Raw genomic sequence first — 24,340 nt, forward strand, 5'->3', positions numbered from 1 at the left:
GCAGAACGATCCACGGCCGCTCCCGATCACCGCCGCGCCGATGGTGCTGCGCGAACTTGAACCTGATCAAATGAATGCGTGGCCGGCCGGTCGCGACTGAACGCGGCGCGCTGTTCAGGGACGCGCCGTTTGCGAAATACCGCGGCGGACAGCGGAGCCCGGGCCGCAAGCCGCCAAGGCAACGACGTGAACCGTGTTCCCGACGTCCGCCGTGCCGTCATCCTTTCACCATCCGGTGACCTGCCGCGGCGTAGCGTCGGCGCATCTCCAAGGCAACCGCGCCACGCAGATGACGCGATGGAATTAGTGATGGACAAAGTCAGCGATCCGGTCAACGGCGGGGCCGACACCGGCGCGCGATCGGTGCCGGGTGCCGGTGACGACGGCAGCTTTCCGGAGATGGCGCGCTACCGGCGTGACTATCGCGATGCTTCTTATTACTCGACCGGCCGAACATGGTCGGACTACGCACCGGCCTATCGCTACGGCCATCAGCAATGGGCCGCGCACGATCGTGCCGCTTTCGAGCAGGCCGAGGCCGCGCTCGAACGAGACTGGAACGCGGCACGCGGCGCATCGCGCCTGAGCTGGATCGAGGCGCGCCCGGCGGTGATGGCGGCGTGGCTGGATGCCGACGCGCTGGCGGCCGGTGCTGCGACTGCCGGTTGACGCGTAGGCTGGCTTCTGGCCGGCGTGTTTCTTCGGAGCCGTGGAAGCGCGTGCACCCACGACGGCGGCGCAGCCGCGCGTGACCAGGAGGTAGCGATGAGCTTGTTGCAGAAGGAGCACATCCTCGGCGCCGGCGGCAGCGCGTTGCTGGGCGGCGCGGCCGGCGGTGGCCTCGGATTCCTCGCCGGCGGTCCGCCTGGCCTGGTGGTTGGCGTGGTGATCGGCACCGCCGCCGGCGCCCTGTTCGGCCACCGCACCGCCGAATCGGCCGATTCCCGCGGCGACCTCGGCCATTTCGAACAGATCCACACCCACACCCACTACTACGTCGAGGGCTGCGAGTGGCGTGACTACGAGCCGGCGTACCGGCTCGGGCTCGAGAGTTTCCGCAGCCATGGCGGCCAGCCGTTCGCCGACGTCGAGTCCGCGATCGGCGCGCGCTGGCTCAAGGTGCGCGGCGATTCGCGGCTGAACTGGGACCAGGCACGGCCCGCAGTCGAGCATGTCTGGCGCGAAATGGACAAATCGGTACGCGAGAAGGGCCGCTACTAGCGCCTGCCAATGCTTCCCGGGCACCGCGTTGCGCCGCAGTGGCCGTCAGGTGCGGTTGCGCGCCGCCGCGCCTGGCTGACTGCAAGGTCAAGGCGCGCGGTAACATGGCGTTTCTCTTCTTCGCCGACCGTTGCCCATGGCCGATCCCTCCGACGAATCCCCCGCCGTCAGCCGCGCGCAGGCGGAAGATGCGGTGCGCACGCTGCTGCGCTGGGCCGGCGACGACCCGGCGCGCGAGGGCCTGCTGGACACGCCGGCGCGCGTGGCCAAGGCCTACCGTGAATGGTTCAGCGGCTATGCCCTGGACCCGGACGACTATCTCGCCCGCACCTTCAAGGAGGTCGAGGGCTACGACGAGATGATCGTGCTGCGCGACATCGAGTACGAGAGCCACTGCGAGCACCACATGGCGCCGATCATCGGCCGCGTGCACGTCGGCTACCTGCCGAACGGCAAGGTGGTCGGCATCAGCAAGCTGGCGCGCGTGGTCGAGGCCTACGCCAAGCGCCTGCAGGTGCAGGAGAAGATGACCGCGCAGATCGCCGGCTGCATCCAGCGCGCGCTGCAGCCGCTGGGCGTCGGCGTGGTGGTGGAGGGCGCGCACGAATGCATGACTACGCGCGGCGTGCACAAGCGCGGGGTGAGCATGATCACCTCGACCATGCTCGGCTCGTTCCGCGAGGATGCGCGCACCCGCGCCGAGTTCCTGCGCTTCATCGAGGTCGGCAACGGCTATCGGCGCTGAGGTGCCGCCCGCACCGAAGCCCGTCGGCTTCGTAAACGCGGGAGCGAGCGGGCGCCCGACATGCCCGGACGATCGCGGTATTCTGTCGACATGTCATCTCTGGCCGCAGACCCCCACGATCCGGCTGCCGCCGTGCCTCCGCCGGAGTTGCTGGCCCAGCGCTTCCGGCACGTGCGCGCACGCAGCGCGCAACTCGCCGCGCCGCTGTCGCCGGAAGACGCGATGGTGCAGAGCATGGACGATGCCAGTCCGGCCAAGTGGCACCTCGCCCATACCACCTGGTTCTTCGAGCGCTTCGTGCTCGCCGCGGATCCCGGCTACCGGCCGCTGCATCCGGACTGGGACTACCTGTTCAACAGCTACTACCAGAGCATCGGGCCGATGCATGCGCGGCCGCGGCGCGGGCTGCTGTCGCGGCCGGACCTTGCACAGGTGCGCGACTACCGCACCGAAGTCGACGCGCGTCTCGACCGCCGTCTCGCCGAGGGCGGTCTGGACCGCGAAGCGCTGCAGCGGCTGGAGCTCGGCCTGCAACACGAACAGCAGCACCAGGAGCTGCTGCTGACGGACATCAAGCACGCGCTGTGGTGCAACCCGCTGCGGCCGGCCTATCGCGACGATCTGCCCGAGCGACGCGGCGCGGACACGCCGCTGCGCTGGATCGCGGCCGGCGAGTGCATCGCCGCGATCGGTGCGCCGGCCTGGCCCGACGCCGGCGACTTCGCCTACGACAACGAGTCGCCGCGCCATCGCACACTGGTGCCCGCGCACGCGCTGGCCAGCCGCCCGGTCAGCAATGCCGAATACCGCGCCTTCATCGAGGACGGCGGCTATCGCGAGGCGGGCCTGTGGCTGAGCGACGGCTGGGCACGGGTGCAGGCGGAAGGCTGGCAGCGACCGCTGTATTGGCAGGACGACCTGCGGCACGCGTTCACGCTTGGCGGCGTGCGCGAACTCGATCCGCATGCGCCAGCCTGCCATCTGAGCTACTACGAGGCCGATGCATATGCGCGCTGGGCCGGTGCGCGCCTGCCGACCGAGGCGGAGTGGGAGCTGGTGGCCGCGGCGCGCCCGGTGGCCGGCCACTTCGTCGACGACGGCGACCTGGAGCCGCAGGCGCCACCCGGCGACGCGGCCGACGCGATGGGCGAGGGCTTCGCGCAACTCTACGGCGATGTCTGGGAATGGACCGCGAGTGCGTACTCGGCCTATCCGGGTTTCCGCGCGCTGCCCGGCAGCCTCGGCGAGTACAACGGCAAGTTCATGTGCGGCCAATGGGTCCTGCGCGGCGGCAGTTGCGCCACCTCGCGCGACCACATGCGCGCCAGCTATCGCAACTTCTTCCCGCCGCAGGCGCGCTGGCAGTTCGCCGGGCTGCGGCTGGCGCGGGACGCCTGATGGACATGCGCGCCGCCCCCGATGCCGAGCTGGTCGACCTGCAGCCGGGACGCGACCGGATCGTCGACGACGCCGTCGCAGGGCTCTCGGCCACGCCCAAGCGGCTGCCGTCGAAGTACTTCTACGATGCGCGCGGCTCGATGCTGTTCGAGCAGATCACCCGCCAGCCGGAGTACTACCTCACCGGCACCGAGTCGGCGCTGCTGCAGCGGCGCATGCCCGACATCGCCGCGGCGATCGGCGCGCGCGTGCATGTGGTCGAGTACGGCAGCGGCAGCGGACGCAAGACCGAAACCCTGCTGGCCGGGCTGGACGACGCGGTCGCCTACACCCCGATCGAGATCTCGCGCGCGGCGCTGCTCGACAGCGTGGCGCGGCTGGAAGGGCGTTTCCCGCGGATCGAGATGCTGCCGGTCTGCGCCGATTTCACCCATCCGGTGGCGTTGCCGTCACCACGGCGGGCGCCGCGACGCACGCTGGCGTTCTTTCCCGGCTCGACCCTGGGCAATTTCGTCGAGGACGAGGCGGTGCAGCTGCTGCGCGCGATGCGCGACACCATCGGCGAGGACGGGCTGGCGCTGATCGGCATCGACCTGGACAAGGATCCGGCGACGATCGAGGCCGCCTACAACGATGCCGCCGGCGTCACCGCCGCCTTCACCCTCAACCTGCTGGCACGGCTCAACCGCGAGATCGGCAGCGATTTCGATCTCGATCAGTTTCGCCACCGGGCGCACTATTCGCGCGAGCGCGGCCGCATCGAAACCTGGCTGGTCAGCCGTCGCGCGCAGCGCGTGCGCGTGGACGGCCACGTGTTCGACTTCGCCGCCGGCGAGGCGATGCAGGTCGAATACAGCCACAAGTACACCGATGCCGGCTTCGCGGCGATCGCCGCGCGCGCCGGGCTGGCGCCGGCCGCCGCCTGGAACGACGCGGCCGACTGGTATGGGCTGCGCCTGCTGCGCCGGATGGACGCCGGCTGATGCCCGGGGCGGTGCCGCGCCAATGAAGAGCCCGCGGAAGACTGCCGTCGTTTCACACCGGCGCGCAAACCCGCGGCCATTCAGCCCTGACCGCCAGCGCGGCCTATGATGACCGCTCCCGATCCTGCGCCGATGCCGATGAAACGCCTCGCCTGCCTGCTGCTGCTCGCGCCGGCCTTCGCCGTGCACGCCGATCCCGCCTTCGAGCGCTGCTTGGCCGGACTGAAGCCCGCCGCCGCGGCCAAGGGCGTGTCGGCCGCCACCTTCGATCGCCACACCGCCGGCCTGCAGCCGGACCCGTCGGTGCTGGAACTGCTCGATGCGCAGCCGGAGTTCACCACCCCGATCTGGGACTACCTGGCCGGCCTGGTCGACGACGAGCGCGTCGCCGACGGGCGCGCGATGCTGGACACGCACCGCGACCTCCTGGCGCGCGTGGCGAGCGCCTACGGCGTGGATCCCGAAACCGTGGTCGCGGTCTGGGGCGTGGAGAGCAATTACGGCAAGACCTTCGGCAAGCGGCCGCTGCTGGTGTCGTTGTCGACGCTGTCGTGCAGTGGCCGGCGCCGGGATTTCTTCCGTGGCGAGTTCTTCGCCACGCTGAAGCTGCTGCAGGACGGCGATATCGATGCCGAAGGACTCAACGGTTCCTGGGCCGGCGCCTTCGGCCATACCCAGTTCATTCCGTCCACCTACGCGCGGATCGCGGTCGACTTCGACGGCGACGGCCGCCGCGACCTGGTCGACAGCATCCCCGACGCGCTCGCCTCCACCGCCAACTACCTCAAACGCGCCGGCTGGCGCACGGCGCAGCCCTGGGGCTTCGAGGTGCGGCTGCCGCCGGACTTCGACACCTCCCTGGCCGGACGTACCCGGCGGCGGGCGCTGTCCGACTGGACCGCGCGCGGCGTGCGCCATCACGACGGCAGCGAGATCGCGCTGTCGTCGCTGCCGCCGTCGACCCAGGCGGCACTGCTGATCCCGGCCGGGCGCGACGGTCCCGCGTTCCTGGTGTTCCGCAACTACGACGCGATCTATGCGTACAACGCCGCCGAAAGCTACGCGCTGGCGATCGCGCTGCTGGCCGACCGCCTGCGTGGCGGCGCCGGGCTGGCCGCCGCCTGGCCGACCGACGATCCCGGCTTGTCGCGCGCGCAGCGCCGCCAGTTGCAGCAATTGCTCCTCGATCGCGGCCACGACATCGGCGAGGTCGACGGCATGATCGGCAGCAATACCCGGCGCGCGATCCAGGCCGAGCAGCGGCGCCTCGGGTTGAGCCCGGTCGATGGTCGCGCCGGCCGCAGGATCCTCGAGGCGCTGACCTCGCCGTAGGAGCGCGCCATGCGCGCGATGCCGCGGGCGTTCCCGAGCTCGGCCATCGGCGGCCCATTGCGAGCCGGAATGCGCGCTGGCGGCCGGAATCCCGTGGCGGCGAAATACCCGCGGCATCGCGCGCATGGCGCGCTCCTACGGAGGCAATCCGCCCATCGTGCGCGGACCTCGGGTCTGCCCCAGCTTTCGACCCGTGGCGGCCCGATCTAGTCTCGAGCCCGGAACCACTCTCAGGAGGATCCATCATGAGCGATGGAAGCGATGGCGCCGGCGGCGTCGGCGGCGGAGGCAACGGCAACGGTACAAGCGGCACCGGCAACGACGCTTCGGCCAACGACGCGATCGGCAATGCCGCCGAGGCGCTGGGCCAGGCAGTCGATTCGCTGAGCGCGGCGGTCAGCACCGCGCTCGGTTCGATGACCGACGCGATGGGCATCGATGGGGCGCTCGGACAGATCGCCGATGCGCTCGGCCTCGACGCGAAGGACCTCGAAGGCATCATCGGCGCCGCGGTCATGGGCGCGATCACCGGCGGCCTGCCGGGGGCGGTGATGGGGGTGGTCAATGGCCTGCTCGGCGGCAGCCTCAGCGAGGCGGCGCGCAGCGCGGTCGCCGACAACCTGCCGACGGCGATGCAGCCGTTCGCCAATTTCGCCATCGACAAGTTCGCCGGCCAGATCCCCGGTGCCAACACTTCGCTGCAGGGGGCGCTGAGCTCGTTGGCCGCCGGCGCGCTGACCAACGGCCGCACGCCGGACATCGGCGATCTCGGCGCGGTCGCGCGCTCGCTGAGCGACGTGCAGAGCACCGCAAAGGGCGTGATGGATGCCGTCACCCGCGGCGACTTCGCCAGCGCCGCCGACGCGGTGGCATCGCTGGACGGTGCGCTGCAGGGGCAGTTCAGCCAGGCCCGTGACATCGCCGCGAACGTCACCGCATCCTTCGCCCAGGGCCACGACGTCTATGCCAACGGCGGCCACGGCGCCTACGGCAACGCCGTGGAGCAGCTGGCGGTGAACACCACCCGGCTGCTCGCCAACCGCTGAGCGAGCACACAAGTCAGAACATCGCATTCGCCCCGGCATCGCCCGATGCCGGGGCGTTGTCGTCATGTCCGACAGATGGCCCGCGACCGTTGGCTGGACGACCATCCGAGGCCGCCCCGCCATCGCGGACACGTTCCGCGACGCCGCCCGTCAGCAGCCCCTAGGCGGCGCTCGCCTTCATCTTCGTCGTGTGCTGATCGACGTGCGGCATTCGGCGGCGCGCATGCGCCGATGCACCTGCCCGGGGCGCCCTGGCTGCCGGCAGCGCTGCTGCTGCCGGTCGGCGTGGCCATCGCCTGGCACCACGCACGCGTGCCGGCTCGCTGACATAAAAATCCCGCCCCTGGGGATGGGGCGGGAATCGTCGACCTTGGAGAGAGAGTCGCGCCGGGGCGCGATCATTGGGTCGGCGGGACATCCTCCGGATCTTCGGGCGGCATCTGCTCGTCGGTGGGATCTTCCGGCGACGTTTCGTCGATCATTTCCGGTGGGTTGGTGGGCGGCGGTGCGTTCGGATCCATGGGATCGACCGGTGGCGGATCCTGCATCGGGTCGGTGGTCGGATCCAGGGTGTCATCGGTGGGAGGCGGCGCATACCCGGCGTCACCCGCAGGTTCGGTCGGCCCTGCCGGTTCGTCCATCGGGGGTGTTTCCTCCGGCGGCGTGCAGGCTGCCAGCGACAACGTCAGCGCGGCGGCCAGGGGCAATGCGAAACGGAACATGCGCGATCTCCTGATGAATGATGCTCGCAGTCTCCACGCCGGCGCGTATGAATTGCGTCACGGCGATGCTAAAGAATCGCAATCACGCCGTCGGCACGCGCGCGCGTTCTGTCCGGTTCACCGACGACGATGGTCCGTGTGCGCGTCGCCGGCCATTGCTGACCGGCGCGCGCGCAGGTGTGATCTTCAGTGCTCAGCCGCAACGCAGTGCGGTGATCGTGCCGGACTCGTCGACATCGATGTTGAGGCGATCGGCGCGGTACTCCATGGTCACCACCTGCCCGGGTTTGAGCACGCGCGCGATCTCGGCGCCGGCGTCGGTGCGGGCTTGCTCGACCAGGCTGTCGTCGGCTTGCTGCCCGACCAGCGACTGCACCGCGTCGGCGTCGCAGCCTTCTTCCAGCGCGCCGGGGGCCTCCGGCGCCGGCTCGGCGGCGGCCGGCGGCGTGTCGGCGACGACATCGTCCGGAGCGTCCGTGGACGTCGGCGTACAGGCAGCCAGCGAGACGGACAGGACCATCAGTAGCAGCGAAGCGGCGGAACGTGACATCGGGATCTCCAAAGCGGTGGGTGAATGGAGGCGACAGCCTGCAGCCGCAGGTGTGTGGAAGACGTTAAACACCGGTTGCCGCGCCGCTGACGCGAGGCCCGCGATGAGGCATGCTGCATCCGACCGTCACCCTCCGACGCCATGCCCGCCAAACCCGACGCCCCGGCCTGCGAACGCAATCGCGAGCCGATCCTGGCCGTGCTGCGCCGGCATTTCGCCGATCGCCGCCGCGTCCTCGAGATCGGCAGCGGTACCGGCCAGCACGCGGTGTACTTTGCACGCGCGCTGCCGCGGCTGCAGTGGCAGTGCAGCGATCGCGCCGATCGGCTGCATGGGATCGGGCAGTGGCTGCACGAGGCGGCGTTGCCCAACACGCCGCCGGCGCGCGAACTCGACGTCGCGCACGGCCCCTGGCCGCGCACGCGGTTCGATGCGGCGTTCAGTGCGAATACCCTGCACATCATGGCCTGGCCCGAGGTGGAGGCGTTGTTCGCCGGCCTCGACGCGGTGCTGGAGACGGACGCGATGCTCGCGATCTACGGACCGTTCAACCGCGGCGGCCGCTACGACAGCGACAGCAACCGTGCCTTCGACGCCTGGCTCAGGGCGCGCGACCCGGATGCGGGCATCCGCGACTTCGAGGCCGTCGATGCACTGGCCGCCGGCATCGGACTGGTGTTGGCGGAGGAGGCGGCGATGCCGGCCAACAACCGCTGCGTGGTCTGGCGCAGGCCGGCGGCAACAGCGGGCTGACGTGCCGAGCGGCGCTCAGGCGACCGCCGCGCGCTTGGCCGCGGGCAGGGCGGCGCGAAGCATCGCGTTGTAGCCGACGGCAAGCGTGGCGAAGCCGGCCTCGGTCGGGTGGATCTCGTCGTACCAGAACGCCGGATCGGCGGTGTCGGCGATCTGCGAGAAATCGGCGTAGGAGAACAGCGACGGAAAGTCCGCCTTGCTCGGCGCCAGCACCCGGTCGCGAAAGCCGTCGACCAGCAACAGCCGCGCGAAGCGCGCGACCTCGGCCTTGCTCGCCAGCACCGGCCGCAGCGTCGGCCACAGCCACGGACCGACGTTGCCGATCAGCGGCGCCGCCAGGCCGAGATTCTTGATGCTGGTCCGGCCGGGATCGCCGATTCGCAGCGGCGGTGCATAACCGTGGCCGACGACGCGGAACCCGCCGCCGACCGACGCCATCGCCTCGAGCAGGATCGCGTAGCGCTCGCGGATGCCGTCGAACAGGCGCGCGGCCAGGACCTCGGCGAAGGCGTCCTCGGCGCGCATGCGGCCGGCGCCCGCGAACACCGCCGCCAAGCGCGGCCCCAGCCCGTCATTGCCGCCGATGCTCAGGCACAGTAGGTCGAACTCGCGCGAACGCAGGCGCTCGGCGTAGTCGCGGCAACGTGCTGGTGTGCACATTTTCGCGGCGGTGAGCCCGGGGCCGCCGAGCCGCAGCGAGATGCCGTCGATGCGCGCGAAGCTGTTCCAGTACAGGTTCTTGTACAGCGGCGTGCTGAACCAGGAGTCGCCCCAGTAGGCGATCGCCGGCCGCGTGCGCAGGGCATCGCGCCACGCGCGGCGCTGGCGGCTGGATGGGGTGCCGGTCGCGTGGCGGATCGCGTTCCAGTCGGCGTAGATGCGCTGCAGTTGCATGTCCGGTGCGTCTCCCTATGCTGCACGGACAGGGTAACGCCAGCCGCAGCCGGCCGGTCGCCGGCCGCGAACATCGTCCGGCGCAAACGGGTGCCGGGCGGTGGCCACGGATGTCTGCCGGAGGAGAAGCCCGTGCGGTTGCAGCAAGTCCTTCCGTCGTTGCGCGCGCGCCTGCGCCGGCGGGCGCAGGCCGGACCGGTCGACATCGATGCGGTGCAGGCCGCGGAGCTGGCCACGATTCTCGGCGCCCGCGCCGATACGCCTGCGGGCGCCGACGTCGATGCGAATGCGGTCGCCGATACGGTCGAGCCATGGGGGCTGGCGCTGTCGGGCGGCGGCATCCGCAGTGCCACCTTCGGCCTGGGCGTGTTGCAGGCGCTGGCGCGCCACGATCTGCTCAAGTGCTTCCACTACCAGTCCAGCGTGTCCGGCGGCGGCTATGTCGGCGCGTTCCTGCAGGCACTGATCCGTCGGCGCGGTTTCGACGCGGCGTTTGCGGTGCTGCGCACGCGCCTGAGCGCGCCGGTCGCCGAAGCGGGCGCATCGCCGCAAGCCGCGGTGCGCGCCGCCGCGCATGTGCAGCGGCCGATCCTGCACCTGCGCGAGTACAGCAACTATCTGAGCCCGCACAAGTCGCCGTTCTCCGGCGACACCCTGGGCATGGTCGGCACCTATGTGCGCAACGTGCTGCTGGTCCAGCTGCAGCTGTGCGCGCTGATCCTGGCGCTGGCGCTGCTGCCGCTGCCGGTGTACGGCGTGATCTCCGGACTGGCCCGCAGCAGCCCGGCGCTGCTGCTCTCGCTTGCCGGGCTGCTGGGCATGCTGGCGCTGGCGCTGCTGGCGTACGTGACCACGTACGGCAATCGCCGCCCGCGCGTGCCGGAGGACGAGGCCGCGCCGCCGCCGCCGCGGATCGCGCTGGCGGCCGTCGCCATGGTCGTGGCCACCGCCGGTGCCGCACTGCTCGGCGCGCCCGGACTGGCCGGGTACGACCAGCTGCCGTGGGCATTGGAACGCGCCATCGATGCGGTGCATGCGCCGCTGCGGCCGGCCGCGCGCCTGGGGGTGGCCACCGCGCTGCTGTACTTCGTCGCCTGGATGCTGTGGCTGGCATTCGACCGCTGGTACTCGCGGCTCTCCGCCGATGCCTACGCACCGCCTTCGCCGCTGCAGCGGCACGCGCGGCGCTTCGTGCTGGGGACGCTGGGCGCGGCCGCGTTCGCAGGGATCGCGATCGTCGCCGCGCAGCGGATCCTGGGCGACGGGTTCGCCACCGCCGGCACCCTGTGGCACGCGATGATCCTGGGGCCGTCGCTGGTGGTCGTTGCGGTGATGCTGACCGGCATCGTCCATCTGGGCCTGGCCGGGCCGGCGCTGAGCGATCTGCAGCGCGAGATCTGGGCACGTGCCGGCGGCAGGATCACCGCCGCGGTGGTGCTCGGGGTCAGCTTCGCCCTGGCGCTGGCGGTGTACGGGCCCTGGCTGATGACGTCGCTGGCGCGCTTCGGCGGCGCGCGCTGGGCGAGCCTGGGCTGGGCCGGTGCGCTGGCGTGGCTGGCCACCACCGGGGTCGGCCTGCTGTTCGCGCATGGACGGCGCGGTGGCGGCGGGCCGCGGCGGGCGTGGCTGCTGGAGCGGGTGGCGCGCATCGCGCCGTGGGTATTCATCTTCGGTCTGCTGGTGGCGCTCAGCCTGGTCGGACAGGCGCTGCTCCGGTTCGTCGGCTGGCCGTCGGCGGCGCCGGGCGCGACGCTCGCCGAGCACCTGTTGTGGCTGCAGGACGGCATCGATGCGCATGCCGGCAATCTGCTGCTGGTGATCGCCGCCGCGGTCGCGGTGTGGCTGCTGTTCGCGTGGACGGTCAACGTCAACGAGTTCAGCCTCAACGCCTTCTATCGCAACCGCCTGGTGCGCTGTTATCTCGGCGCCAGCAACGAGGCGCGCAACCCCGAGCCCACCACCAACTTCGACGTCCAGGACGACCTGGTGCTGGCGGACCTGGTGGAAGTGCAGCGACACCACGGCGGGCGCCCGCTGTATCCGTTGATCGGCACCGCGATGAACCTGGTGGCGGCCAAGCAGCTGGACTGGCAGGACCGCAAGGCCGCTTCTTTCTGCCTGTCGCCGGGATTCTGCGGGCATCTGCCGCCGGCTTCGCGCCCGGGTGCGACGCCGGTCGGGGACGTCACCGCCGGGCGCCCGGCGCTGGCCTCGGCGCTGACCCTGGGCAGCGCGACCGCGATCTCCGGTGCCGCGGTCAGCCCCAACATGGGCTTCCACAGTTCGCCGGCGGTGACGTTCCTGCTGACCCTGTTCGACGCCCGCCTGGGTTGGTGGCTGCCCAATCCCGGCCATCCGCGGCGCCCGCCCGCCGACGCCACGCCGTTCTTCGGCCGCTGGCTGTTGGCGGAACTGCTCGGCCGCACCCATGCCGGCGGCAAGTTCGTGCACCTGTCCGACGGCGGCCACTTCGAGAACCTCGGCCTCTACGAACTGGTGCGCCGGCGCTGCCGTTTCATCCTGTGCGTCGACGCCGGCACCGATCCGGGACGCACGTTCGCCGATCTCGGCAACGCGGTGCAGAAGTGTCGTGTCGACTTCGGCGCCAGCATCGACATCGACGTGCGCGGGCTGCAGCCGCAGGCCGACGAACCGGCCGCGCGCAGCTGCGCCGTCGGCCGCATCCACTACGCCGACGGCAGCCGCGGCACGCTGCTGTACCTCAAGCCGACGCTGACCGGCGAGGAGCCCGCCGACATCCTGCACTACGCGCGCACGCATGCGCGATTCCCGCACGAGGCCACCCGCGACCAGTACTTCGACGAGGCGCAGTTCGAGAGCTATCGCCGGCTCGGCGAGGACATCGCCGAGCGCGCCCTGGCGCCGGTGCTCGAACGCATCGGTGCCGAGGTCGGTGCGCCCGGCCACGCCGAACTCGGGCTGCATGACTCCGGCCGCAAGCGCAGGCTGCTGATCGCCCTGCGCCAGCACTGGGTCACGCCGCTGCCAAGCCTGGCCGACTGCTTCGCCGTGCACGGCAAGGCGCTGTCGCGCCTGTTCGCCAAGCTGCGCAACGACCCGGCGCTGGCGGTGCTGGATGCGCAGTTCCACCCGGCCTGGACCGATCTGGTGGCGCCCGATGGCGACCGCGGCGATGCCGCGCGTCCGCTGGGCCGGCGCACGCGGCTGCCGGCGCAGAAGGATTTTCGTGCCTGCTTCTACTTCTGCCAGGAGCTGATCCGGCTGATGGAATCGGTGTACCACGATCTCGATTTCGAACACGACTGGGACCACCCCGACAACCGTGGCTGGGTCAACGCGTTCCGGCACTGGAGCTGGTCGCCGATCTTTCGTATCGCCTGGACCGTGGGGCTGCCCACCTTCGGCGTGCGCTTCGCCACGTTCTGCCAGCAGCGCCTGGACCTGCCCGCGCTGGTCAACGACGACGGCTACCAGCGGGTGCTGCGGGCGGAGGACGTCACCCCCGGCGCCGGCATCGCCTGGCGCGAGGCCTGCGACCGTCTGCTCGACGACGGCCGCATCAACCATGTCGAGCACGGCATCCTCACCTCCGCCACGCTGCTGGCCGGTGCGTACCCACCGACCGCGCTGTACCTGCTGCGGCTGCGCTGGAGCAACCTGCTGGCGCGCACCGGCAACCGTCTCCCCGATACGACCGTGGCGATCGCCGTGCTGTCCGGTGGCACCCTGCGCCTGCTGCGGGTACAGGACCACCTGCGGCGCATGGGGTTGGCCACCGAGTTCATGCGCCTGCTCGCCAGCCGGCAGCGTATCGACGCCGTCGAGGTCAGCCCCGGCTACTACGGCGCGGCCGGGGTGTGGCGCAGCGGCGCGGCGCGGCGGGTCAACGACTGGCTGCGGGGGTTGTTGCTGCAGACCGGCAAGCGCCATCGCGAACGCAGCGGCCGGCTGCGGCGCGCACCGTAGCCGCGACGAGGGACATCGCGTTTGCGCGGCGTTGACGCAGTCATGCCGCATCGTCGGCGCATGCCCGCCCGCGCCGCAGCCGGACCGCCCGGAACCCCTGAAGCCGACGCCGCCGACGCGGGCCTGGTCTATGTCTGCGACGACGAGCCCGGCATCTCGCGCCGACGCGCCGGCCGCGGCTTCTGTTACCGGATGCCGGACGGCAGCCTGGTGCGCGATGCGAAGACCCTGGCCCGGATCCGCGCGCTGGCGATCCCGCCGGCCTATACCGAGGTGTGGATCTGCACCAGCCCGCGTGGCCACCTGCAGGCGACCGGTCGCGACGCGCGCCGCCGCAAGCAGTACCGCTACCATCCGCATTGGGCGCAGGTGCGCGACGCCGGCAAGTACGAGCGTCTGGTCGCGTTCGCGCGGAGATTGCCGAAGCTGCGCCGGCGCCTGCGCACCGACCTCAAGCGTCCCGGCCTGCCGCGCGAAAAGGTGCTGGCGATCGTGGTGTCGCTGATGCTCGACACCCTGGCGCGCGTGGGCAACGATAGCTACGTGCGCGAGAACCGCTCCTATGGCCTGACCACGCTGCGTGACCGCCACGTGGCGTTCCTGCGCGGCGGCCGCGCCCGGCTGAAGTTCCGCGGCAAGGGCGGGCAGGCGCATGACCTGGAGATCGACGATGCGCGCCTGGTGAAACTCGTACGCGCCTGCCAGGAGCTGCCGGGGCAGGCGCTGTTCCAGTACCGCGACGACGACGGCGGCGTGCAGCCGGTGGACTCGGGCGACGTCAACAAGTACCTGCGCGCCGCGGCCGGCGCCGATTTCACCGCCAAGGACATCCGCACCTGGGGCGGCACCCTGCACGCGTTCCGCGAACTCGCCGCCACGCCGCTGCCCGAACCGGTGCGTGGCGACGTCTCCAGCGAACGCGCGCTTGCCGAAGTGCGCAACCGAGTGATCAAGGCGGTCGCCGAAGTCCTCGGCAACACCCCGGCAGTGTGCCGCAAGGCCTATATCGATCCGCGGGTATTCGCCGGCTGGGAGGACGGCTCGCTCGCGCAGGCCGCCGCGAACGCACGCGGCGCGCGGCAATGGGAGCAGGCGACGTTGCGCTTCCTGGCCCGCGCTCGCCGCGCTGCCGGGGCGACGAAATCGACGCGCCCAGGCCCGCGATCGGCGAGCAGATCAAAGCTCTAGCACGGGACTTGCGGTCCCACCGGCGTTGCAGCGCCGTCCGCCGCGGCGAAAAGGGCGGCGCCGCTTGACAAGTCGAGCACCAACTGTACTATTACTAATAGTACAGATGAGCGGTTGATCCGAAGGTCCCATGGCCCGTACCAGCGCATTGATGCTGCAGATCGCCACCGGCGATCCGCGCCCGATCACCCGGCAGATCGTCGACGGCGTGCGGATGAAGATCGCCACCGGCGAACTGACCCCCGGCGCGCAGCTGCCGAGCGTGCGCGGCCTGGCGCAGCAGTTGACCATCAATCCGAACACCGTCGCCAAGGCATACGCCGAGCTGGCGACCGAAGGATGGCTCGATGCGCGCCAAGGCTTGGGCTTCTATGTCGCCGCGCCGCGCCAGCGCCTGAGCGACAGCGAGCGCGACCGCCGTCTCGACGAGGCGATCCAGCGCTTCGTGCACGAGGTGGCCGCGCTCGACTATCCGCCCGAACGCGCACTCGCACGCCTGGACCGCGAACTGCGCGTGCTGGCGCCGAAGAAGACCGCGTGACCGCCCCGCTCGCTTCCGATGCCGGATGACCATGACCGACCTGACAGCTTCCGAGTACGTGATCGAGACCGTCGCATTGAGCAAGCGCTACGGGCACAAGCTGGCGCTCGATCGTCTCGACCTGCGGATTCCCCGCGGGCGCATTCACGCCATCGTCGGCGCCAACGGCGCCGGCAAGTCGACGCTGTTCCGGATTCTGCTGGGGTTCCTGTCTCCCGATGCCGGGCAGGCGCGCATCCTCGGCCGCGACAGCCGCCGGCTCTCGCCCGAGGACCGCGGCCGCATCGGCTTCGTCAATGAAGAGCACACCCTGCCGGCCTGGATGACGATGTCGGCGGTGATCGCAATGCAGCGCAGCCACTATCCACGCTGGAGCCAGTCCGCATTCGACGAGGTCATCGGCCACTATCACGTGCTGCCGGAGCAGAAGATCCGCGAGCTGTCGCGCGGCGAGCGCGCCGGCTTCAATCTGGCCCTGGCACTGGCGCAACGGCCGGAGTTGCTGGTGCTCGACGAACCCACGCTGGGGCTGGACGTGGTGGCCAAGCGCGCGTTCCTGGAATCGCTGCTGTACGGCAACGCCGCCGATGACTGCACGGTGATCTATTGCTCGCACCAGATGGAGGAGATCGAGCGCGTCGCCGACAACTTGATCATTCTCGAGCGTGGCCAGCTGAAGCACATGTCGGCGCCCGAGGAATTTTGCGCGCGCGTCACCCACTGGGTCGCCGACATCCCGTTCCGTGGGCCAGAACCGGGCACCGTACCCGGCCTGCTGCAGGCCCAGCGCCTGGATGGCCTGCACCACTATCTGGTGCTGGACCAGGACGAGGACTTCGCCGAGTTCCTGCGCGCCCACGGGGCACGCTCGGCACAGTGCATGCAGGTCAGCCTGGATCGCGCGATCAACGGCTTTCTGGCCAAGGATCACGCGGCGCCGGCCCGGGCCTGAACGCAACCGTCGCTGGCGAGAGAAGACGACATGTGGAACCTGTTCAAGGCCGAACTGCTGCGCTTTCGCACCTGGGTCATCGCCTTTGCCGCGCTGCACCTGCTGGTGCTGGCCTTCCTGACGCGCGTGGTCGACCTGACGCAACAGCCGCTGCTGGTCTATCGCGTGTTCGGTGCGGGGTACGCATTGGCCGGATTGCTGCTGGGGCTTTACCAGATGGGCGGCTATCGGCGTCCGAGCGTCTGGCTCAACCTGCTGCACCGGCCGCTGCCGAACGGCAGAATCGCAGCCGCACTGCTCGCGGCCGGCATCGTGGCGCTCGCCGTTGCGATCGCGATGCCGATCCTGGCCCTTGCCGGCCAGCAGGCGCTGATGACCGCACGCGTGGTCGACGCCCGCCACTGGCTGTTGCCGCTCGCCACGCTGCTGATCGTCGCGTGTGGCTATCTTGCCGGTGCCTATTGCGCGCTCGCCAATCGTCGCTATGCCGCCTGCGCGCTGGTGCCGCTGATCCTGCTGGGGATCGGCGGCGCTACCGGCACCGGCGCCCTGGCGTTGCAGGCGCTGGTGCTGCTGTGGCTGACGGTGATGGTGGCGGCGGTCTTCAGGCCCGACCGAAGCGCGCCGCTGCGCTCGGCGCCCCTCGTGATCGCCACTGCGCTACCGCTGCAGATGGGGGTGTATCTGCTGATCCTGCTGCTGGGATTCGGTGTCGAGATGCTGTGGATCATGCAGGGCAGCCACGCCAACAACACCGGTACGCCGCCGCCCGGCGGGCACAACGAAAGCGAGCGCATGAGCGGCCGCGACAGGATGCTGGCCGGGTTGGCCGCCAGTGCCGCGCCCGAGGCGCCGCTGTGGCGCGAGCAGGTCGCACTTTCGGAGATCTACGGCGTCGGCACCCAGATCGAGGTCGCGCCCGTTCGCAACGAACTGACCAACGTCATGCCGATGGAGTTCGACGACGGCGAGCGGCGCCTGCGCTGGGTGTTCAGTCACGACGGCATGCGCTACGAAGGCTACGGGCTCGCCGACCGGCGTCGCGCCGGTGTGCTCGGCGTCGGACCCGGCCATGCGGCGTTTCCGGCGCCGGCGCTGGCGGCGGGCGATCTGCCTGGGCTGCGCGAAGGCGATGCGGTGTTGATCGCCGGCGGCGGGTTGTACCAGTACGCCAGCGAAAGCCAGCAGGTGCGGCAGCGGATCCGGCTGCCGGCCGGCGAGATGATGGCCGGCGTGGCGCCGGTCGGCGAGAGCATCGGCGTGATCAGCGACCGTGCGCTGTACTTCTTCGACGCCCGTGCCGTGCTGGAGGACGATGGCCTGCTGTCGCCACGACAACGGGTGCCGATCCCGGGCGCGTTCGGTGATCTGCGCAATCTCGACCTGATCGAACTGGTCGGCGGTTATCTGGTGTCCTTCTCCTTCACCCGCCGTCCGGACGACCTGCTCGGTGCCGCGCCTTACCAGACCCTGCTGCGGGTGGATGATGCCGGACGCGCCGAGACGGTCGCGCGGCGCGCGATCGCGTATGACTATCCGGCACTGCATCGATACCGCGCCTGGTGGCCGTCGCCGGCGATGTATGCACTGCGCCGGGCCGCGACCGAACTGTTCGCCGGCGCGGATCCGCTACGCGCGACGAATCCGCCGCCGGTGCCGCGCAGCGTGCGGGCGCTGGCCGGCGCGCTGATGCTGCTGTCGCTATTGGCGGCGTTGTGGCTGACCCGCCGCCAAACGCTGTCGGTGCCGGCGCGTGCGGCCTGGGTCCTGAGCTGCGGGCTGATCGGGCTGCCTGCCCTGGCGAGCCTGTGGCTGCTGTATCCACAACGCGTACCGGCGCAGGCTCGGACCCACCTCGACCCCGTGACGGCATGACCACGATCCGCACCACGATTCGCTGATCCCGTCGCCGGTCGCCTTCGGTCCGGCTTCGCAGGAGAGACCTATGCTCGCGTTCCCGAACGCGCCGGGGGTGCTGTACGCCTTCGTGTTCGCGCTGCTCGCCGCCGCGCCGGCCAGCGCAGACGATGCCGCCAGGCTGCATGCCGCCGTCGCCGTCGAGCGCGCCCGTGTGCCGGCGCTGCGTTTCCAGCGCAGCGACTTTCTCGTGCGTCCGGCGATCGAGGCCGTCACCCTGTCGCCGGACGGGCGCCGGGTCGCTTGGCTGCGCGAGCACGGTCGCCATCGCGAAGTCTGGCTGCAGCCGACCATGGACGGCCGCGCGCACCGGCTGCTGGCGGACACGGCGGCACGACAGCTGCACTGGACGCGCGATGGTCGCTGGCTGTTGCTCGAGTCGCCGCGGCAGCTGTTTGCGCTGGCGACGGCGGGCCAGGCCGGCTCGAGCCTGGTGACCGCGCTCGGCGATCGCGTTCGCCGCGAGCTGCAGACCGTCGACGCGACGCATCCGGCGGCGATCATCGCGCTCGAGCGATCGCCCGCCCCGCGGCAGGGCGCGCCGGCGCACTGGCGCCTGTTGCGGGTGGACATGCGGGGCCGGCGTACAGTGCTGCATGCGGACACGCATCGGATCGCCGGCTTCGCGCTCCACCCGGACGGTCGACTGGCGTTCCTGAGCCGGGTCGAGGGCGAAGCCCTCGTGATCCACCGGGTCGCTGCGCCGGGCGGGCTGCACGAGGTTCTGCGCTGCGGCAGCATGCATCGTTGCGACCTGCTGCCGGTCACCGGCGATCGCGGCGAACTGCTGCTGCACGGCGATCCCGGCGGCAGCCTGTCACGGTTGCTGCGGCTGGATGCGCAGCGTGCAGTACACACGCTGCACGCCGATCCGCACGGCGATGCCGATCTCGCCGATCTGGTGCTGGACCCGATCAGCCGGCGGCCCCTGATCGCCAGCTATCGCAGCATCGAGGCGGCCAGCTACGGGCTGACCGACGACACGAGCCGTCGGGTCGCGGCGATCGCAAGGCAGTTCCCGCAGCGCCAGTTGCGCATCCAGGTCGGGGTCGGCGCCGACGCGCACTGGCTGGTGAACGAACGCGGCAGCTCGCTGCAGGGCGAGCGCTGGCATCTCCACGATCCGCGCACCGGGCGGTTTCGCAGGCTGCTCGACGAGCCGCCGCTGCGGCAACTCGACGACAGGCCGGGGCTGTGGCTGCCGGCGTCGGCGCTGGCACGCAAGATCCCGGTCGTCTGGCGCGCGTCCGACGGCATGCGTCTGCACGGCTTCCTGCTGCTGCCGCCGGGCGCCGATCCGGCGCGGGTGCCGCTGGTGGTCAACGTGCACGGCGGACCGTGGAGCCACGCGCAGCCCGAGTACGGCAGATTCTCGCAGTTCATCGTCAATCGCGGCTACGCCGTGTTCGAGCCGAACTTCCGCGGCTCGACCGGCTACGGCCGCGACTACATCTTCGCCGCGCAGGGCGACTACGGCAACGGACGGGTGCACCGGGACATCGTCGACGGCGTGCGCCATTTGCTGGCGCAAGGCATCGGCGATGCGCAGCGCGTCGGCATCGTCGGCGCCTCCTTCGGCGGCTATTCGACGCTGCTCGGCCTGACCTTTTCGCCGGAGCTGTTCAAGGTCGGCGTCGCGATGGTGCCGCCGCCGGAATTCGGCTGGAACCTGCGCTGGACCGCACGCAACGCCGAAGCGCTGTCGCTGTCGCGCCATGTCCCGTTGACGACGGTGCTGCGCATGCTGTCGCTCGACATCGCCGACGAGGCAACGATGGCGCGCCTGCATGCGCAGTCGCCCCTGGCCAATGCCGCACGGCTGCGCCGGCCCCTGTTGTTGATCGCCGGCGGCGAGGACCGTCGCGTGGCGATCAGCGGCGTCATCGAATATGCGGCGCGGCTGAAACTGCTGGACAAGGATGTCAGCCTGTTGATCGATCCGCAGGCCGCTCACTCCAGTGACGACCCGCTCTACCTGGAAGCCAGCCTCTATCTGCTCGAAAGCGTGCTGCAGGCACATCTGGGCGGTGCGGCGCCGGCACCGCCGCGCAATGATCTGCGCCGGTATCTCGACCGCAACCTGCGCATGACCGGGCACGACCTGCACATGCATCGGCCATCGGCCGGTGAAGCGAAGCGGAATCCGCGGCCCGACAGCCCGTAACCGGCCACTGTCCGCCGCGCCGCATCGCGTAGTCTGTCGGTCCGAACCGGACGGAGCCCTCCATGACCCGCAGCACCCCCTGTCTCTTCCTTGGACTGTTCCTTCTGACGGCCTGTGCCGACGACGTGCCCGGCGGCGACATCCGCGCCGACAATCTCGCGCAGCACCTGCGGGTGCTCGCCTCCGACGCATTCGAGGGCCGGGCGCCGAATACGCCCGGCGAGGACAAGACCGTCGCCTACATCAGCGAGCAGTTCGAGCGCGCCGGCCTGCAGCCGGCCGGCGACGACGGCGGCTGGACCCACGCGGTGACGCTGGAACGCAGCGAGATCGACGGCCCGGTCGAGGCTTCGCTGCACGTCGCCGGCGACACCCGTGTTTTCGCCAACGGCGACGACATCGCCGTCGAAACGCTGCGCCCGGGCGAGCGCGTCGACCTGCGCGAGGTGCCGCTGGTCTTCGCCGGCTACGGCATCACCGCGCCGGAGCTGGGCTGGGACGACTACGCCGGGCTCGACGTCGAGGACAAGATCGTCGTGGTGCTGGTCAACGATCCCGACTTCGAGCGCGAGCAGCCCGGCAAGTTCGGCGGTCGCGCCATCACCTACTACGGCCGCTGGACCTACAAGTACGAGGAGGCGGCGCGCCGCGGCGCCGCCGGCGTGCTGATCGTGCACGAGACCGAACCGGCGTCCTACCCCTGGGCCACGGTGCGCAACGGCCGCGCCGCGCCGCAGTACGACATCGTGCGCGAGGATGCCGAGACGTATCACCTGCCGGTGCGCGGCTGGATTCAGCGTGAGCCCGCCGTGCAGCTGTTCGCCGATGCCGGGTTCGACTTCGACCGGGCCAAGCACGCCGCGCAGCAGGACGGCTTCACCGGCCATGCGCTCGGCGATGCCGCCCTGTCCATCGGCTTCAAGGTCAAGCGCGACCGCATCGTCAGCCGCAACGTCGCCGGCCTGCTGCCCGGCACCGATCGCGCCGACGAGACCGTAATCCTCTCCGGCCACTGGGACAGCTTCGGCATCGGCGAGCCGGACGACAGCGGCGATGCGATCATCAACGGCGCGGTCGACAACGCCACCGCCGTCGCCTCGCTGATCGAACTGGCGCGCGTCTTCGCCGCCGGCGAACGGCCGGCGCGCAGCCTGCTGTTCCTCGCCCTCACCGCCGAGGAAAACGGCCTGCTCGGCGCCCACTACTACGCCGCCAACCCGCTGCGGCCGCTGGAAACTACCGCGGCCGTGCTCAACCTCGAAATGTGGAGTCCCGACGGCCCCACGCATGACATTTCCTCCTGGGGCGTCGGCAAGGTCTCGCTGGAGCGCAGCCTGAAGGCCGCTGCCGAGCAAGACGGCCGCAGCTATTCGCCCGATCCCAATCTCGAGGCCGGCTTCTTCTACCGCGCCGACCATTTCGCCTTCGCCCAGGCCGGGGTGCCGGCGATCACCATCGGTCCCGGCATGGACCAGATCGAAGGCGGCGTGGAAGGCGGCAAGGCTGCCCGCGCCGACTACTTCACCCATCGCTACCATCAGCCCGGCGACGAGTTCGGCGACGACTGGGACATGCGCGGGCCGACCGCCGACACCCGGGTGGTGTACCGTCTGGTACGCACCATCGCCGATGGCGATGCGTGGCCGGAATGGGACGCCGGCAGCGAGTTCGCGGCCGAGCGCGACAAGACCAAGGCTGCCCGCGACACGCCGGCGCGTTGATCGCCGCGTCCCAGCGGCGCGTGCCGCCCTATGGGGCTGGCGGCAGCCGCACCTCGCCCACGCCGACCTGCTTGTTGCCTTCGATGACGACGAAGCCCGCCGAGTCCGGACCGACCGAAATTGCTTCCTGGCAGCCGAGCGTCGCATCGGCGGTCTGTCCCGGCGCGATGCTGCGCACGTCCCGCGGGATGGCGACCGAACAGACAACCTCGGGCCCGCCGGCGAAGCTGACGGTTGGCCGGTACTTCGAGTAGATCGGGGTCTGCCTGCCGCGCGGCTCGCCGTTGCTGGTGTGCAATGTCAGCGTCACCGGGATCTGCTCGCCCACGCCGAAGTGGCGTGCGCCGGGCGCGTCATCCATCGCCTCCGCAAGGCCGCCACAGGCGAACAGGGCGGCAGGAAGCAAAACCAGGGCCGGAAAACTTCTCACAACGTCTCCTTGTCGTTCGGTCTGGCGAGTCTAACCCGTGTCCGCGTGCACCCGTTCCGGTTGGCGCCGTCGGATCCGCGGCTCTCCGCACGTTGTCTAAACCTGCCACCTCGATGGTCGGTGCGTCACGGCCGGTGCCCGTGCACGCGGCCGTCGTTGCTCGCCCGGTACAGCGCGCCCTGTGGCTGGCGCGGCGATGCCTCCTGCTGCTGGCGACCTGCCTGCCTGGCCGAGAAGCGGTCGGCGATCTTCGGCAGCAGCTTCGCCATCGAGGTGTTCATCTTCGCCATGGCGCCGACCTTGTAGTCGCGGCCGCCGTCGGTCGCGGCCTCGAGGATCGCCTCTGCGACCTGGAACGGATCGATCTGCGGATCCGGCAGCTTCGGCTCGCGATCCATGTAGTTGCGTGCGTGCTGCGGATAGGGCGTGTTCACCGCCGTCGGCTGGATCAGCGTGACCGAGACGGGTGCCTCCTCCACCTGTTCCACCTCCACGCGGAGCGCATCGGTGAAGCCCTTTACCGCGTGCTTGCTGGCCGAGTACATGCCCTGCAGCGGGAGCACCGCGTCGGACACCTCGCTGCCGACGTTGATCAGCGCGCCGCCGCTGGCGCGCAGGTGCGGCAGCGCCGCCAGGCTGCCGTTCACCACGCCCCAGAAGTTGGTGTCGAACAGGCGCCGGTTGTCCTCCTCGCTGACCTCCTCGAGCCGGCCGAAGATCGCGACGCCGGCATTGTTCACCCAGCTGTCGATGCGGCCGTGGCGCTGCACGCAGGTCGCCGCAGCCTGCTCGACCGCGGCGCGGTCAGCGACATCGGCGCAGATCAGGTCGGCGCGACCGCCCTGGGCGGCGATGTCGGCGTTGACTTCGCGCAGCACCGTCTCGCTGCGGGCGATCAACACGACCGTCGCGCCACGTTCGCAGGCCAGCAGCGCCGTGGCTAGGCCGATGCCGCTGGACGCTCCCGTGACCACGATGACCTGTTCGTCGAGCGGTTTGTGTTTCGCGTTCATGTGGCTGTTCCTCGCGGGGGTGGGAGCCGCCCAAGGTAGGCCGTCGGGAGTCACGGCAGCGCGAATCCGGGCAGGATGCTTCGGCCGCTGCAAGGGATGCGCTGGTCGATCGGGGCAACCGGCTGCCTGTCGCCGCAGGCCGCGAGGGTCGGTGCCCCGCAAGCGCTCATCAATCGGCCGGGGGATTGCCGTCGCGCGCTTCCATCCGCCACAGCTGTGGGTAGTCCTCGACGAAGCCCAACACGTTCACGCGCAGCAGCGCGGAATATCCGTACTCCGGCGCCTCGTACCAGTACGCTCCGCGCGCGCGCCTCTCGTAGCGCTGCTGCAGCGTCCGCAAACCGCGCTCGGGAAGATCCAGCCACGCGACCGGCACGTCTGCGGTCTGTCCGGTGTCGAGTGCGATCCGCCGCAGCTGGAGCAGGTTCGTGGCGGGAGTGAAGCCGAGGTCCAGGTCGAGTAGCCCATCCATCCCGTCGACCGCCTTGCCGTCGAGCCTCCACTGCCCATCGTCTGCACGCTCGATGTGCAGGTCGAGGCTGCGCGCACCGATCGATCCACGCACCCGGCCACGGCGGGTCCTCCATTCGCGGTCGCAATCCACCTCGTAGCAGGCGCACGCCGGACTGCCATCTTCGTGCAGGAAGGCCGCCGAACCTTGCAGCCTCCAGCCGTCATCGCGCTGGATCAGGCGGCAGGCATCGTGGCCCGGCGTATCCAGCCGGCGCCATAGAATCGCGGAATTTTCCGTCGCCATGTGCCTCCTCGCGCATCTGGTCTCTACCGCGAACTTCCGCCGCGCGCTGCGGCGGGCTCGTGCCG

Annotated in this window: 21 protein-coding genes; 15 read left to right on the top strand and 6 right to left on the bottom strand. The window is 70.5% G+C overall.

Annotated elements, in window-relative coordinates; translation table 11 throughout:
• Positions 1–309 precede the first annotated feature (309 nt).
• The 7 genes from FXO19_RS10710 to FXO19_RS10740 all read left to right on the top strand — a co-directional run bounded on the left by FXO19_RS10710 (position 310) and on the right by FXO19_RS10740 (position 6,725).
• Entirely contained in the window at positions 310–669 is a 360-nt protein-coding gene (locus tag FXO19_RS10710; RefSeq protein WP_149195089.1) for a hypothetical protein, read from the top strand.
• Between the two features lie 96 nt (positions 670–765).
• On the top strand, positions 766–1,221 hold the full coding sequence (locus tag FXO19_RS10715) for a hypothetical protein (RefSeq protein ID WP_149195090.1): 456 nt from the start codon (positions 766–768) through the stop codon (positions 1,219–1,221).
• Between the two features lie 136 nt (positions 1,222–1,357).
• A complete protein-coding gene (gene folE, locus FXO19_RS10720) occupies positions 1,358–1,966 on the top strand; it encodes a GTP cyclohydrolase I FolE (RefSeq protein ID WP_149195091.1) in 609 nt (202 codons plus the stop codon).
• 90 nt (positions 1,967–2,056) lie between these two features.
• Positions 2,057–3,364, top strand: coding sequence for an ergothioneine biosynthesis protein EgtB (gene egtB, locus FXO19_RS10725; RefSeq protein ID WP_149195092.1), 1,308 nt, complete (start codon positions 2,057–2,059; stop codon positions 3,362–3,364).
• On the top strand, positions 3,364–4,347 hold the full coding sequence (egtD, locus tag FXO19_RS10730) for an L-histidine N(alpha)-methyltransferase (RefSeq protein WP_425481465.1): 984 nt from the start codon (positions 3,364–3,366) through the stop codon (positions 4,345–4,347). The genes egtB and egtD overlap by 1 nt, the downstream gene beginning before the upstream one ends.
• A gap of 132 nt (positions 4,348–4,479) precedes the next feature.
• Positions 4,480–5,679, top strand: a complete 1,200-nt coding sequence (locus FXO19_RS10735) for a lytic murein transglycosylase (protein ID WP_484496922.1) — start codon at positions 4,480–4,482, stop codon at positions 5,677–5,679.
• 245 nt (positions 5,680–5,924) lie between these two features.
• Positions 5,925–6,725: a hypothetical protein gene (locus FXO19_RS10740; RefSeq protein ID WP_149195094.1), complete on the top strand. Its 801-nt coding sequence runs from the start codon at positions 5,925–5,927 to the stop codon at positions 6,723–6,725.
• Between the two features lie 398 nt (positions 6,726–7,123).
• Here the strand turns inward: FXO19_RS10740 and FXO19_RS10745 are convergent, their stop codons facing one another.
• Positions 7,124–7,447, bottom strand: a complete 324-nt coding sequence (locus FXO19_RS10745) for a hypothetical protein (protein WP_149195095.1) — start codon at positions 7,445–7,447, stop codon at positions 7,124–7,126.
• Positions 7,448–7,640: 193 nt separating this feature from the next.
• The gene (locus tag FXO19_RS10750) at positions 7,641–7,997 is read right to left on the bottom strand and encodes an I78 family peptidase inhibitor (RefSeq protein WP_255516383.1); all 357 of its coding nucleotides are present in this window, start codon (positions 7,995–7,997) and stop codon (positions 7,641–7,643) included.
• A gap of 141 nt (positions 7,998–8,138) precedes the next feature.
• Here FXO19_RS10750 and FXO19_RS10755 point away from each other — a divergent pair, with 141 nt between their 5' ends.
• Positions 8,139–8,750 (top strand): DUF938 domain-containing protein, encoded by a 612-nt coding sequence (locus FXO19_RS10755; RefSeq protein WP_149195096.1) that lies wholly within the window; start codon positions 8,139–8,141, stop codon positions 8,748–8,750.
• A 15-nt stretch (positions 8,751–8,765) separates the two neighbouring features.
• Here FXO19_RS10755 and FXO19_RS10760 read toward each other — a convergent pair whose 3' ends face one another.
• Positions 8,766–9,644, bottom strand: coding sequence for a hypothetical protein (locus FXO19_RS10760; RefSeq protein WP_149195097.1), 879 nt, complete (start codon positions 9,642–9,644; stop codon positions 8,766–8,768).
• 132 nt (positions 9,645–9,776) lie between these two features.
• Here FXO19_RS10760 and FXO19_RS10765 point away from each other — a divergent pair, with 132 nt between their 5' ends.
• The 7 genes from FXO19_RS10765 to FXO19_RS10795 all read left to right on the top strand — a co-directional run bounded on the left by FXO19_RS10765 (position 9,777) and on the right by FXO19_RS10795 (position 22,075).
• Positions 9,777–13,592, top strand: coding sequence for a patatin-like phospholipase domain-containing protein (locus FXO19_RS10765; RefSeq protein ID WP_149195098.1), 3,816 nt, complete (start codon positions 9,777–9,779; stop codon positions 13,590–13,592).
• A gap of 60 nt (positions 13,593–13,652) precedes the next feature.
• Entirely contained in the window at positions 13,653–14,780 is a 1,128-nt protein-coding gene (locus tag FXO19_RS10770; RefSeq protein ID WP_255516384.1) for a DNA topoisomerase IB, read from the top strand.
• A gap of 130 nt (positions 14,781–14,910) precedes the next feature.
• On the top strand, positions 14,911–15,321 hold the full coding sequence (locus FXO19_RS10775; RefSeq protein WP_149195100.1) for a GntR family transcriptional regulator: 411 nt from the start codon (positions 14,911–14,913) through the stop codon (positions 15,319–15,321).
• Between the two features lie 31 nt (positions 15,322–15,352).
• On the top strand, positions 15,353–16,273 hold the full coding sequence (locus FXO19_RS10780) for an ABC transporter ATP-binding protein (RefSeq protein ID WP_149195101.1): 921 nt from the start codon (positions 15,353–15,355) through the stop codon (positions 16,271–16,273).
• Positions 16,274–16,303: 30 nt separating this feature from the next.
• Positions 16,304–18,148: a hypothetical protein gene (locus tag FXO19_RS10785; RefSeq protein WP_149195102.1), complete on the top strand. Its 1,845-nt coding sequence runs from the start codon at positions 16,304–16,306 to the stop codon at positions 18,146–18,148.
• A 70-nt stretch (positions 18,149–18,218) separates the two neighbouring features.
• Entirely contained in the window at positions 18,219–20,354 is a 2,136-nt protein-coding gene (locus FXO19_RS10790) for a S9 family peptidase (RefSeq protein WP_149195103.1), read from the top strand.
• A 62-nt stretch (positions 20,355–20,416) separates the two neighbouring features.
• Complete coding sequence (locus FXO19_RS10795) at positions 20,417–22,075, top strand: M28 family metallopeptidase (RefSeq protein WP_149195104.1); 1,659 nt, start codon at positions 20,417–20,419, stop codon at positions 22,073–22,075.
• A gap of 28 nt (positions 22,076–22,103) precedes the next feature.
• Here the strand turns inward: FXO19_RS10795 and FXO19_RS10800 are convergent, their stop codons facing one another.
• The 3 genes from FXO19_RS10800 to FXO19_RS10810 form a co-directional block, all read right to left on the bottom strand.
• Entirely contained in the window at positions 22,104–22,436 is a 333-nt protein-coding gene (locus tag FXO19_RS10800; protein WP_187775736.1) for a hypothetical protein, read from the bottom strand.
• Positions 22,437–22,630: 194 nt separating this feature from the next.
• On the bottom strand, positions 22,631–23,518 hold the full coding sequence (locus tag FXO19_RS10805) for an SDR family oxidoreductase (RefSeq protein WP_149195106.1): 888 nt from the start codon (positions 23,516–23,518) through the stop codon (positions 22,631–22,633).
• A gap of 169 nt (positions 23,519–23,687) precedes the next feature.
• A complete protein-coding gene (locus tag FXO19_RS10810; protein WP_149195107.1) occupies positions 23,688–24,275 on the bottom strand; it encodes a putative glycolipid-binding domain-containing protein in 588 nt (195 codons plus the stop codon).
• Between the last annotated feature and the right edge of the window lie 65 nt (positions 24,276–24,340).

This window comes from Luteimonas suaedae (assembly GCF_008312895.1).
Taxonomy (GTDB): domain Bacteria; phylum Pseudomonadota; class Gammaproteobacteria; order Xanthomonadales; family Xanthomonadaceae; genus Luteimonas; species Luteimonas suaedae.